Origin of the sequence: Streptomyces sp. NPDC007084 (assembly GCF_040703595.1) — a bacterium.
Taxonomy (GTDB): domain Bacteria; phylum Actinomycetota; class Actinomycetes; order Streptomycetales; family Streptomycetaceae; genus Streptomyces.
The window spans coordinates 26,055-38,578 of sequence record NZ_JBEYFY010000027.1 but is presented as its reverse complement, the minus strand read 5'-3'; the positions used below and the strand labels follow the sequence as shown (position 1 = coordinate 38,578).

Below are 12,524 nucleotides of genomic sequence, written 5' to 3'. Positions count from 1 at the left end.
GCCGGTCAAGGCGGCTTGTTTTCAGGCCCAGTTGACCGGCCCGGCCCGGCGCAAGAAGCAGTCCATGGTTCGCGTGACGGACTCAAGATCCGTGCTGCTTTGGCTTCCGCGTTGCACCGCAATACATGGCCACACCGAAGTCGTCGATGAAGGCCGAGGCGAGGCCCCGACGGCGGCGCAGCCCCTCCGCCCCGTCCGCCGGGAGGCCGATCCCCAGAAACACTCTGGTGTCGGGACATTTCAGGTCTGCCAGCGGGGCGTAGAAGTCGCTGTCTGCACTGCGTGGGTCGGGCGGGCCCGCCAGATAGAGATAGTCCAGGACGCGGCCCGCGTTCTCGGCGGCGTGGTTCGCCATCTTGACCAGCCACCGCAGGTCTCGTGGTTCGTGCACCTGCCCGACCGGGAGAGTGCCGTAACACAGATGCAGGCCGAGCGGGGTCTCCTGTGGCACGAGTGGCATGAGGCGCCGTAGCGGACCGACGAAACGCTCCAACCGGTCGCCGTTGTCCGCCCGCCCGGTCATGCTCTCCCTGTCCGGCGCTTCCCACGCCATGTCGAGCTGAAGAGCGAGGTCCCCCGGTGGAATGGCCGCAGTGAGACGGCGGATCTCCCGGGTGAACAGGTCCTCGTAGACCGCATCCCTGGTCTCCGGGTCCCGCTCAACACTGTCTGCGAACGCGGCCGTACAGCTCGTGCGGAGCGGCACTGCCACCTGAAACCGTAGGTGCCGTGGGATGAGCCCGGTATCACGCAGCCGGCAGAAGGTCCCGTACGAGGCGATCGCCTGGTCGATCGGTGGCCATCTCTCATACCTCGGTCCCTCGGTTCCCTCCCAAGCCGCGGGCCCAGCCTGTCGACCCATAGGCCGCTGCGACTCCGCCCCCGAACCCATGATCGCCACATCGTGCCGCGGCTGATGCAGCGACGCGTGGTCGTAAGCGGCCCACGTCACCATGACACCCGCCTCGCCGCCCGGCGAGGCGAATGACAAACCCCGATACAACTCCCCTCCGGGCGTCGCCGCCTCCCGCCGGGAAGCCAGGGGAAGACTCCCCACCAACAGCAACTCGCTGTCGATCCTGCGCGCCATGACCAGCCTCCTCGTCGAGACACGGCGGCCCGTCTCCGGGAGAGCGCGAACGCTCCGTCTTCACAGCGCGCTGTGCGTTCCGAAACCGCGCTGGTGATACGTGAGCGGAGCACCCGGCGCCGTCCGTGCCGCGCGGACCCGGCCGAAGGCGACGACGTGGTCCCCGCCCGACACGAGGTCTTCCACCTCACAGGCGAGCCAGCCGGGCACGTCCGCGATGCGCGGGACCCCGCTGTCCTCGATCCAGTCGATACCCGTGAACTTGTCGTCGCCCTTGCGGGCGAACGCGTTGGCGCAGGCCGTCTGTTGGACGCCGAGTACGTTGAGTCCGAAGCGGCCGCTACGACGCAGGACGCGCAGCAGGTTGGATTCACGGTCCAACGCGATCAGGACCATGGGCGGTTCCATGGACAGGGAGGCGAAGGCACTCACCGTGGTGCCGTGAGGCCGCTTTCCGTCCAGGGTGGTCACGACCGAGACCGGGGTACAGACCCCTGCCATCACTCCGCGAAAGAGGTCGGGAATGTTTGCGTCGGTCAGTTGCGTGGTTGTCATGGATTTGCCTTCCAGATTCCGAAAGCTGAGCAACGCACCGCGACCGGTCATCCGCCCCTGACCACGGTGCCGGATTGCCGGATTGCCGGTGTGCCGGTGTGCCGGAGGAGCATTTGCGGCCTCCCGCTCAGTAGCGGTAGTGCTCGGGCTTGTAGGGGCCTTCGACGGGAACACCGAGGTACTGGGCCTGATCGGCGGTGAGTTCGGTGAGGTCCCCGCCGAGCGCTCGGACGTGGATCAGCGCCACCTTCTCGTCGAGAATCTTGGGCAGCCGGTAGACGTCGTTGCCGTATTCCTCGTGCCGGGTGAAGAGTTCGATCTGTGCGATCACCTGGTTCGAGAAGCTGTTGCTCATCACGAAGGAGGGGTGGCCTGTCGCGTTGCCGAGATTCATCAGCCGGCCCTCGGCCAGCACGATGATGGAGTGGCCGTCCGGGAACACCCACTCGTCGACCTGCGGCTTGATGGTGTTACGCAGTATGCCTTCGGCGCGTTCGAGCTCCGCGATCTCGATCTCGTTGTCGAAGTGGCCGACATTGCCCAGGATCGCCTGATGCTTCATCCTGCGCATCAGATCCAGCGTGACGATGTCCTTGTTTCCGGTGGTGGTGATGACGATGTCAGCCCTGGAAATGACGTCCTCCAGGCGGGCGACCTGGTAGCCCTCAAGTAGCGCCTGGAGTGCGCAGATCGGGTCGATCTCCGTGATGATCACCCGTGCTCCCTGACCGGCGAGGGCTTCGGCAGCTCCCTTGCCGACATCGCCGAAACCGCACACCACCGCGACTTTCCCGCCGATCAGCACATCCGTGCCCCGGTTGAGGCCGTCGATCAGCGAGTGCCGGATGCCGTACTTGTTGTCGAACTTGCTCTTGGTCACCGAGTCGTTGACGTTGATCGCCGGGAAGAGCAACTGCTTCTGTTCGGCGAGCTGGTAGAGGCGGTGGACGCCGGTGGTGGTCTCCTCGGTGACACCTTGGATGGCGGCGGCGACGGCTGTCCACCTGCCGGGATCGGCCGCCAGCGAGCGGCGAAGGGTGTCGAGAGTGATGCGGTACTCGTGGGACACGGCCGGGTCGTCGGGTTCGGGGGTCGGTACGGCGCCCGCCTTCTCGAACTCAACACCCAGGTGCACCAGCAGAGTCGCGTCGCCGCCGTCGTCGAGAATCATGTTGGGACCGACGAGGTTTCCCGCCTCGTCACGGAAGTCGAAGAGTTGCTCCGTGGCCCACCAGTACTCCTCCAGGCTCTCGCCCTTCCAGGCGAAGACGGGGACGCCCGCCGGCCTTTCAGGAGTGCCTGCGGGGCCGACGACCGTGGCGGCGGCCGCGTGGTCCTGGGTCGAGAAGATGTTGCACGAGACCCAGCGAACCTGTGCTCCCAGGGCGACCAGGGTCTCGATGAGGACCGCGGTCTGTACGGTCATGTGCAGTGAACCGGCTATCCGGGCACCCCGCAGCGGCTGGGTTCCCGCGTACTCGCGGCGTAGTTCCATCAGCCCCGGCATCTCGTGTTCGGCGAGCCGGATCTCCTTGCGGCCGAACTCGTGCAAGGCCAGGTCGGCCACGGCGAAGTCCAGCCCGTTCACGGTCTGGTGTCGCTCGGCGGTGCCGACGGGTGTCTCGTGGGTCTGACTGGTCATGGTGGTGTACTCCTCGGTTGTCCTTATGGATCAGTCGTCTTGGAGGTGTGGGAGGTGTTGGAGGTCTTGGCGGTCGACAACGAAGGGTGTGCTTGCCGGGGCCGGTTCGTTGCGCACGATGGAGGCGTCCGCGCCGCTGGGATGGCCGTCGTCAATCCCTCACCTGCGCTGTCATCGTCACGATGTTCCCGGCGGTGCGGTGGCCGAAGCGGGTGTAGGTGACGTCGAAGCCGTGACGGCGTCCGACATGCGCCAGCAGCGGACCGTTGACCCAGTTGACCACTGAGCCGTCGTACTTTCCTGGCCCACGGAAGTTGTTCCGGTAGGCGTCCAGATCCGTCACGAAGAGGTCGTGGCAGACCAGTTTGCCGAAAGGGTGGAGCAGTTTGAGGCTCTGCACAAAGCTGGCGAGCGCGTCGTTGTTGACGTGCATGCGCACATCGGCACCGGATTCCAGCAGGGGCCGCAGCGTCTCGCCGCTGACCCCTTCCGCGAGTTCGTAGGTGTCGAGGTCGGCCAAGGGCCGGTAGCGCTCTTCCAGACGGATGGCGGACCAGACGTCCCGCCAGAACATGACAGCGTCGTGCACGTGGTCGAAGTGGGCGGGAAGTGCCTCGGCCAAGAGCGCGGGGCCCAGTCGCAGGAGCTTTCTCACGAGTCCGGGAACCCGGCCGACTTCGGTGCGTGTCCGCTCGGCGATCGGCTCGCAGGCATTGTCCGGAAGGTAGGCACGGGTTTGGACCTGGTAGGTGACACCACCCATCTGGGCGACTTCGTCCGTGGGAAGGTTGTCGTAGACGTTGGAGATATAGACCAGGAAGACCTTGAATTTCAGGAAACCCAAAGAGGTCAGCGGCCGGGTGGCGTCGAGGGCGAACAGACTCACTCGCCGCAGATGGTCGGCGACGGTCTCCTTCGCCAGGTTCAGCACATGCTGGGAGTAGTCGCACATCAGGTAATGCAGACGCTGATAGTAGCCGCGGCCGTGCGCCTCATCGAGACGTCGGAACTCGTCCAGGAATGTTCTCGCCTGGCCGCCGTTGCCGACGCCGAGTTCGACAACGTAAAGCTCTTCAGGCAGTGCGCCGGAATCCGCCAGTGGGTCCCAGATCGCGAACAGGTCGCGGATCAGGTCGCGCGCGCCGTCAGCGTTGCGGGCGTCGCTTTCGCCTCCCGGCAGCGCCTGCTCGTAACCACGGCCGGTGGACCTTTCCCAGCGTTCGAGGTCGGCCCAATAGCGGGAGTTGAAGTCCCAGATGCAGCTCTGGCTGCCCGGCCCCCAGTCCTCGAGGAGGGTGCGGTGGGATGTGCCGCCGGCGAAGACTTCGCGCAGCCGCGCCGCGGCCAGCTCGCGCAGGGCGACATCCGCACTGCGCCGGACGTCGACCGCCACTTCGAGGTCGTCCACGCGGACGTTCGACGGGATGGGCACCGGGTCGGTGCCGGTGGGACGGGCAGCGCGCCCAAGGATCGGGCGGACCTCGACGACGTCGCGGAAGCTCTCCTTGTACTGCACCCAGTCGCAGACAAGGCGAACCTTCGCCAGGTCCGTGTCGGTGTCCGCAGTGAGCGCCTCCACCACCGGGACGAGTGAGGCCGCGACGTCGAGTGGCTTCTTGCCCCGCAGTCGTGCGTGCGGTCGCAGGTCAACCAGCATGCCCAATCCCCTTACCTGTCGTCCCGGAACACGGGTCCCGGCGCGGCGTGCCGGGGCGCTCGGGGATCCGCGGAATGCCACGCGCGAAGCCGAAGCCATGAAGAATGGCACCCGTGCGGCCGGCATCCGCGCCTTGTAATCGGCCGCGCCGGTGCCCTGTCCGCGTGACAAACGCACCCCCGTCGTCCGCACGAACTCGCCGCCGGCCTGCGGAAGACCGCCGCAGGCGGATTGCGCGGCGTGATTCCGGTCCGGGCCGGGATACGGCGAGTAATGGGCCGGAGGCGAGCGGATCGACTGAACCGTGGGGTTCCGCGCATTTCCATCACCCACCTTCTCGTTGAGGCGTGGCTCTCCGCCCAGAGTCTTCAGCTCAGGAAGCCGGCTCGGGAAGGCGGCTCGGGAAGCCAGCACGGGAAGCCCGGCTCGGTAAAGAACGATCGCCCACTGCCCCACGACTCTTGCGAACCGTGCTGACATATCGAGGTTCGCATCGGCGACCATCCGAGACCACAGGGTGGCGCCCCAATGCGGGGCCGTGGTCGTTGTGCCGCGAATACACCGCTCGGCGAATCCAGCCGCCGGCAGATGGCCGGTCGCCTCGCGCCGCCGCCATGATCGGAGCCGCTCTTGGCGGGTAGTCAACTCATCAACCTACGAGGCTCGCGCGTGCGGCGGCCCATGGCCTGCTCCGCGGGCACGCAGCCGAGGTGGTCGACGGTGACATCGTTCAGGACGCCGGTTGTGCCGAGGAGAGCGGTCTTGCCAAGTCCGTCTCGTGCAGGCCGCCTTACCGGCCGCGCAGCAGCGGCAGAAGGATGTCGTCGACGAGATGCCTGAAGAATTGGTCGTCGCACCGCTCGCCGACGACGACAAGTCGGTGCGCGATCACGGCCGGGGCGACCTCGGCGAAGAGCGCGGCGGCCTGGGGCGCTAGGCACTCTCCGCGCCCGATCGCCTTGCGCAGCGAGTGATCGGTCAACCCGGCCCCGTCGCGGCGCAGTATGCGGCGCATCTCGTCGGCGAGCCTCGGGTCGCGGCGCATGCCGGCGAACAGCGCCCCGAGCAGCCCGACTTCCTGCTCGGCGATCTGTCGCGCCAGCCAGGTGACGAGCCCGAGCAGGTTCTCGCGCAGGTCGTCCGAGGCCGGCTCGGGCGGCGCGGCACGCGAGCGGTACTCGACCGCGGCGGCGACGAGGGCGGCCTTGTCCCGGTGCCGGCGGTAAATGGTCGCCTTCGCCGCACCGGAGCGGGCCGCGACCGCCTCGATGGACAACCGGTCGTATCCGATCTCGGTCAGCAAGGACAGCGTCGCGTCGAGGATCGCCACGTCACGGCTCATGTCGCGCGGCCGGCCCGGGGCGGAAGATCTGCCCGGTCCGTCGGCCCGCGGGACACTTGGTGTGCTCTTCAAGAGACGTCCTCCCCCCGTCGATACGCTTCCGGTCGCGTATCGCAAGTACCGCCGCCTCCGACGAGAGCACGGCGGAAGGCGTTCCCCCGGCGCTGAAGAGCCCGGTGCCGAGGGCGCGTGGTGGGGCCGGGAGAGGCCGGCCGCCGGTCAGCGGTCGACGGCCTCCGGTGTGGCGCCGCTCTCCGCCATCGCCCGAGCGACCACCGGGTACAGATCCGCGGGCAGTGGCCCGCGGCTGACCCGCAGGTGCGCCACCGCCTGGCGCAGGCTCCTGATCTCCGCGAGCAAACTGGTGAGTTCGCCCTCCAGAGCGGCCTCTCGCGCGCTCTTCTGGGCCTCCCGTACGCGGATGAGGTCCTCGATGCGGGTGAGTTCCTGAAGCAACGGACTGACCGGGCTGTCCACAGCGAACCTCCAGTACGCTCGACGCACACCACGCTAGGACCTGTCCCCGGGGCGGGCCCATGTGCCGGCCCCCAGCGATATGCCCCAGAGGTTGGTTGCGGCGGACAATCCGCGCCCGTACGGTCCGGTTCTCCGAGGCCGGCGGCGGCAAAGTCAGCCGCGGCAAGGCCGGCCTCGGCAACGTCAACCGCGGCAAGCGCGGCCTCGGCAAGGTCAGCGAAGTGCCCGGGTCAGCCCCAGTGCCGCGGTGCGTACGGCCGCGCCGAGCTGGGCCGGATTCCAGCGGGCTACGGGAACCGCCACCGAAACGGCTGCGGCCACCGTGCCGTCAGCGGCGAAGACGGGGGACGCCACGCAGTTCACTCCGAGCACCGCTTCCTGTTCTTCGTAGGCCAGGCCCGCCAGCCGGGCCTGGCCCAGCATCGCGCGGAGACGGACCGGATCGGTCACCGAGTTCGGGGTGAGACGGGGCAGCGGACCGGCCAGCAGCTCCTCGGTCACCTCCCCAGGGGAGAACGCGAGCAACGCCTTCCCGACGCCGGTGCAGCTCAGCGGCAGGGCGCCGCCCACTCTGGAGGGCAGGGGAAGCTTTTCGTGGCCGTGCATGCGTTCCAGGTAGACCACGGACCAGTCCTCCCGGATGCCCAGGTGGACGGTCTCTCGGGTCGCCTCGTACAGGTCTTGGAGGAAGGGGAGCGCCACCTCCCGCAGATCCTGACGGCGCGGCACCAGGCCGCCGAGATCGAAGAGCAGACCGCCGAGCTGGTACTCGCGCCCGACACGCTCGAGCAACCCCAGACGCACCAGATCGGCGGCAAGCCGGTGCGTGGTGCTCTTGGCCAGTCCGGTCCGTGCGGCCAGGTCGGACAGACGGCGCTTGCCGCCCTCCGGGCGGAAGCAGTCCAGCAGCCATATCGCTCTGTCGAGCATGTTGCCGTGCGCGGTGTCGTTCCCTGTCACGGCTCCAGCCTGACACGGAAGGAGCTGGCCCGGGCGCGTTTGTTCCACGTGGCGGAACGTTCCTTGATGCCCGGCACGCCCCCGTCTATACCTGCCTCAACGAACCAACCGTCTTTCCTCCAGCCTCGAACCCGTTCCGGAGGTTGTCCGTCATGGTTTCCCGCGCGGTGAGTGAGACCGCCGATCTCCTGGCCGAAGCCGAACGCTCCGGCAAGCCGGTATCGCCGGTGCGTGACCGGCTCCCTCCCCATGACGTCGGCGCCGCGTACGCCGTGCAGCGCCTCAATGTGGAGCGGAAACTGGGCGGCGGACGCCGGATCGTCGGGCGCAAGATCGGCTTGACCTCCCCCGCGGTGCAGGCGCAGTTGGGGGTGGACCGGCCTGACTTCGGTGCCCTGCTGTCGGACATGGCCGTTCCCAATGGCGGCACCATCCCCGCCGGCCGGCTGCTGCAGCCGAAGGTGGAGGCGGAGGTGGCCCTCGTGCTCGGCACCGACCTTGATGTGCCGGAGCCGGGCATCGCCGACGTCATCCGCGCCACGGACTTCGCGCTGCCCGCCCTGGAGATCGTCGACAGCCGGATCGCCGACTGGGACATCACCATCACCGACACCATCGCCGACAACGCCTCCAGCGGGCTCTTCGTCCTCGGCGGCGCTCCCGTTCCGCTCTCCGGCCTCGACCTGCGGCAGGTGACGATGACGCTGCTGCGCGACGAGGAGAAGGTCTCCTCGGGCACCGGCGCCGACTGCCTGGACGGCCCCCTCAACGCCGCTGTGTGGCTGGCCGGCGCTCTGGCCGAGATGGGTGACTCGCTCAGGGCAGGTGACGTGATCCTCACCGGCGCTCTTGGACCGATGGTCCCGGCGGTACCCGGGAACCGCTTCGAGGCCCGTATCTCGGGGCTCGGTTCCGTCCGTGTCCGCTTCGCTCAGGAAGGCCCTGCCCAGTGACCACCAAAGTCGCCGTCATCGGCTCTGGCAACATCGGCACCGATCTCATGATCAAGGTGCTGCGGCTGTCGGAGAGCCTGGAGATTGTCGCGATGGCCGGCATCGACTCGGCGTCGGACGGCCTTGGGCGCGCCCGGCGCCTCAAGGTCGCCACCACGCACGAGGGGATCGACGGCCTCGTCCGGATGCCAGAATTCGATGATGTCGAGATCGTCTTCGACGCGACCTCCGCCGGCGCCCACCGGCGCCACGAGGAGGTGCTCCGTCCGCTGGGTCGCACGCTGATCGACCTCACACCGGCGGCGATCGGCCCCTACGTGGTCCCCCCGGTCAACGGCGACGAACACCTCTCCTCCCCCAACGTCAACATGGTCACCTGCGGGGGCCAGGCCACCATCCCGATCGTGGCCGCCGTCGACTCGGTCGTTCCGGTCCACTACGGGGAGATCGTCGCGTCGATCTCCTCGCGCTCCGCGGGTCCCGGTACCCGGGCCAACATCGACGAGTTCACCGAGACCACCTCTTCCGCCATCGAGAAGGTCGGCGGCGCCACCCGGGGCAAGGCCATCATCGTCCTCAATCCGGCCGAACCTCCCCTGATCATGCGGGACACGGTCTACTGCCTCGTCTCCGACTGCGACACCGACAAGGTGCGCGACGCCATCCACGCCATGGAGCGCAGCGTCCAGGAGTACGTCCCGGGCTACCGGCTCAAGCAGGAGGTGCAGTTCGACCCCGTGCCGGTCGGCGACTCCCAGCGCGGTCTCTTCCCGCCGAACGAACGCGAGGGCACGGCCTGGAAGGTCTCCGCCTTCCTGGAAGTGGAGGGAGCCGCGCACTACCTGCCCTCCTACGCGGGCAACCTGGACATCATGACCTCCGCGGCACTGCGCACCGGCGAGCGGGTCGCGGCCCATCAGAAGAAGGAGGTGCCGGCCAAGTGACCAGTCCTCTCTACATTCAGGACGTGACCCTGCGGGACGGCATGCACGCGGTACGACACCGCTACTCCGTCGAGCAGGCCCGCTCCATCGCCTCCGCACTGGACGCGGCGGGCGTCGCGGCGATCGAAATCGCACACGGGGATGGCCTGTCCGGCTCCTCGCTCACCTATGGTGTGGGCGCGCACACCGACTGGGAATGGATCGAGGCCGTCACCGACGCCGCGCGGAACGCGATCCCCACCACTTTGCTGCTGCCCGGCATCGGAACCGTCCACGACCTCAAGCAGGCGCATCGTCTCGGCATCCGTTCGGTTCGGATCGCCACCCATTGCACCGAGGCCGACATCTCCGCCCAGCACATCGCCGCCGCGCGGGATCTCGGCATGGACGTCGCCGGCTTCCTGATGATGTCCCACATGGCCGAACCCGCGGTCCTGGCCCGCCAGGCCAAGTTGATGGAGTCCTACGGCGCGTCCTGCGTGTACGTGACGGATTCGGGTGGCCGACTGACCATGGCCGACGTCCGCGCACGCTTCCAGGCCTACCGCGACGTCCTCGCCCCCGAGACGGAGATGGGCATCCACGCCCACCACAACCTCGCACTCGGCGTCGCGAACAGTGTGGTGGCGGTGGAGAGCGGCGCGGTCCGTGTAGACGCGTCTCTCGCGGGGCAGGGCGCGGGCGCCGGAAACTGCCCGTTGGAGGCGTTCGTCGCGGTGGCGGACATCCAGGGATGGAAGCACGGTTGCGACCTGTTCCCGCTGATGGACGCGGCGGACGACCTGGTGCGTCCGTTGCAGGACCGCGAAGTGCGCGTCGACCGCGAGACACTCACGCTCGGATACGCGGGTGTGTACTCCAGTTTCCTCCGGCACGCCGAGATCGCCGCCGAGCGGTACGGCCTCGATACTCGCTCGATCCTCGTGGAGGTCGGCCGGCGCAAGATGGTCGGCGGCCAGGAGGACATGATCACGGATATCGCGCTGGACCTCGCAGGCCAGTGATCTGCGCACGTCCGGCGAGTCGGGGGACATCGCGCGAGTTCGGAGGTCAGCACACCGCGCCGGCCCCGTCATCCGTGCCGACGCCACCACCCCCACGGGGCGGTGGCCGGTCCACCGGCGGAACTCGCCGCCGAGGCAGACCCCGCGAGTCGAATCCGTCGGCACCGATACGTTTCAGAGGTGACCCTATGACCGAGACAGACCACGACATCCTCACGCCCGAGGCGCTGCGCCGCGCGTACGCCATGTTCCCAAGTGGCGTCACCGCCCTGTGCGCACACGTCGACGGCACGCCGGTGGGACTGGCAGCGAGCGCGTTCACCTGCGTCTCGCTCACCCCGCCGCTGGTCTCGGTGCGCGTCGCTCACACCTCCACCACCTGGCCGATTCTGCGGGCCGCACCGCGTGTGGGGATCAGCGTGCTGGCGGAGGAACACACGGACATCGCGCGCGATCTGAGCGAGTTCCGGCAACTGCTGCCGAGCGGCGCGGGCAACGGCTAGGCCCTCTGCCGAACTCAGGCTCCGTCGGTTCGTTACGCCGTATCGCCCGCCCGTGCTGCACGGGCGGGCGATACGGCGTAACGAGTCACGGGAGCGGTTACGGCTACGCCGAGGGACGTTCACGCCTCGGGTGCCGGGCCGGCGGCGCGGTGCCGTGGGTCAGTCCACGGACTCTTCACGGAGGGCGGGGATCACTTCCCGGCCGAGCAGTTCGTAGGAGGAGAGGGTCTGCTCCCTGGTGAGGGTGCCGAACGATCCCCACATCAGAATGTTCGACGAACCGAGATCATGGACCTGCTTGATCAGGGATTCCCGTACGGTGGAAGGGGAGCCGACGATGAAGATGCCCAGGTCCACGAGTGTCTGCCAGTCCACCGGTCCCGTTCCGGCGAACGGCCGGAAGAACGACTGGTAGAACTCCGAGGAGTACCCCTGGGGTACGTTCTCCAGGTCGTTCCACACGATCGCTTCCTTGAACAGCCCGAACATGTGGTTCAGGGCCGGTTCGGCTATCGCGCGTGCCTCTTCGTCCGTCTCCGCCACGAAGACGTTCCGCAACGCCATGACCGTCTCGGGGCCGGAGGCGTGGCCCGCCTTCCGCGCCGCCGCCCGATAGGTGTCGTGCACCTCGCGCAGCTTGCTGGTCGGCTGGAAGGCAGTGGAGATCCGGTATCCCTGCTGGGCGCACCAGTCGATGGTCGCCGGGCTCAGCGCGGTGATCCATGGCTTGGACCGTCCCGGCCGCGCCTGCGGCCACATCGACGTCTTCTCGAAGGAGGCGTACGGGCTGGAGTGCGTGAAGACCGGCTCGGCGGACATCTCGTGAATGAGCTTCAGGCCGTCCTCGAACCGGGGCCGGGTCTCGTCCATCGGGATTCCCTCCCGCGCGAACTCCCGCTCGTCGATACCTCGTCCGAGTCCGATCTCCAGGCGGCCGTTCGTGAGGTAGTCCAGCATGGCGAATTCCTCGGCCAGCCGGCGCGGATTGTGCATCGGGACGATGTTCGCCATGACGCCCAGCCTCATCCTGCTGGTGCGCCGCGCGAGAGCGGCGACGAGCAGGTTGGGCGAGGGAGAGACGCTGTAGGGCGTGTAGTGGTGCTCGCTGAAGAAGGTGCCTTCGAATCCGGCCTCCTCGGCCAGGACCCAGGATTCGAAGTGCCAGTCGTACAGCTCCTGGCAGGCCGCGGCGTCGAACTGCTTGGCGTCCGTGGACCAGGGATAGTTGAAGATGTCGAAGAGCCAGGGGGTGATCATCGCTACTCCTAGGGGTTGTCGGCGAATGTCACGCCCGCATCGGGAGTGAAGCGAGGGTGACGGCGGCCTGTTGAGAGTCGGGGTGCCGTTGCGGGTAGCGATGCCGTGCCACTGCTTCGGACGGCTGAGGCACCGTTCCA

Annotated in this window: 12 protein-coding genes; 4 read left to right on the top strand and 8 right to left on the bottom strand. The window is 67.9% G+C overall.

The annotated features are described in order from the left end of the window. Positions 1–82: 82 nt before the first annotated feature. The 7 genes from AB0912_RS21960 to AB0912_RS21930 all read right to left on the bottom strand — a co-directional run bounded on the left by AB0912_RS21960 (position 83) and on the right by AB0912_RS21930 (position 7,693). The gene (locus tag AB0912_RS21960) at positions 83–1,090 is read right to left on the bottom strand and encodes a hypothetical protein (protein ID WP_366702228.1); all 1,008 of its coding nucleotides are present in this window, start codon (positions 1,088–1,090) and stop codon (positions 83–85) included. Between the two features lie 60 nt (positions 1,091–1,150). Next, a complete protein-coding gene (locus AB0912_RS21955) occupies positions 1,151–1,591 on the bottom strand; it encodes a flavin reductase family protein (protein ID WP_366702226.1) in 441 nt (146 codons plus the stop codon). 181 nt (positions 1,592–1,772) lie between these two features. Next, on the bottom strand, positions 1,773–3,287 hold the full coding sequence (gene ahcY, locus AB0912_RS21950; RefSeq protein ID WP_366702224.1) for an adenosylhomocysteinase: 1,515 nt from the start codon (positions 3,285–3,287) through the stop codon (positions 1,773–1,775). Between the two features lie 151 nt (positions 3,288–3,438). Beyond that, positions 3,439–5,589, bottom strand: a complete 2,151-nt coding sequence (locus AB0912_RS21945; protein ID WP_366702222.1) for a hypothetical protein — start codon at positions 5,587–5,589, stop codon at positions 3,439–3,441. Between the two features lie 145 nt (positions 5,590–5,734). Next, entirely contained in the window at positions 5,735–6,286 is a 552-nt protein-coding gene (locus AB0912_RS21940) for a TetR/AcrR family transcriptional regulator (protein WP_366702220.1), read from the bottom strand. A gap of 219 nt (positions 6,287–6,505) precedes the next feature. Beyond that, positions 6,506–6,763: a hypothetical protein gene (locus tag AB0912_RS21935; RefSeq protein WP_366702218.1), complete on the bottom strand. Its 258-nt coding sequence runs from the start codon at positions 6,761–6,763 to the stop codon at positions 6,506–6,508. Positions 6,764–6,976: 213 nt separating this feature from the next. Then, the gene (locus AB0912_RS21930; protein ID WP_366702341.1) at positions 6,977–7,693 is read right to left on the bottom strand and encodes an IclR family transcriptional regulator; all 717 of its coding nucleotides are present in this window, start codon (positions 7,691–7,693) and stop codon (positions 6,977–6,979) included. 182 nt (positions 7,694–7,875) lie between these two features. Here AB0912_RS21930 and AB0912_RS21925 point away from each other — a divergent pair, with 182 nt between their 5' ends. From AB0912_RS21925 to AB0912_RS21910, 4 genes are all read left to right on the top strand, one after another. Beyond that, positions 7,876–8,676, top strand: a complete 801-nt coding sequence (locus tag AB0912_RS21925; protein ID WP_366702216.1) for a fumarylacetoacetate hydrolase family protein — start codon at positions 7,876–7,878, stop codon at positions 8,674–8,676. After that, positions 8,673–9,620, top strand: coding sequence for an acetaldehyde dehydrogenase (acetylating) (locus AB0912_RS21920; protein WP_366702214.1), 948 nt, complete (start codon positions 8,673–8,675; stop codon positions 9,618–9,620). Before AB0912_RS21925 ends, AB0912_RS21920 begins: the two co-directional genes overlap by 4 nt. Further along, positions 9,617–10,624: a 4-hydroxy-2-oxovalerate aldolase gene (gene dmpG, locus AB0912_RS21915; RefSeq protein ID WP_366702212.1), complete on the top strand. Its 1,008-nt coding sequence runs from the start codon at positions 9,617–9,619 to the stop codon at positions 10,622–10,624. Before AB0912_RS21920 ends, dmpG begins: the two co-directional genes overlap by 4 nt. 188 nt (positions 10,625–10,812) lie before the next feature. Continuing rightward, a complete protein-coding gene (locus tag AB0912_RS21910) occupies positions 10,813–11,127 on the top strand; it encodes a flavin reductase family protein (protein ID WP_366702210.1) in 315 nt (104 codons plus the stop codon). A 159-nt stretch (positions 11,128–11,286) separates the two neighbouring features. On the opposite strand, the gene AB0912_RS21905 is transcribed toward AB0912_RS21910, so the two are convergent. Next, complete coding sequence (locus AB0912_RS21905) at positions 11,287–12,384, bottom strand: LLM class flavin-dependent oxidoreductase (RefSeq protein ID WP_366702208.1); 1,098 nt, start codon at positions 12,382–12,384, stop codon at positions 11,287–11,289. Positions 12,385–12,524: the final 140 nt, after the last annotated feature.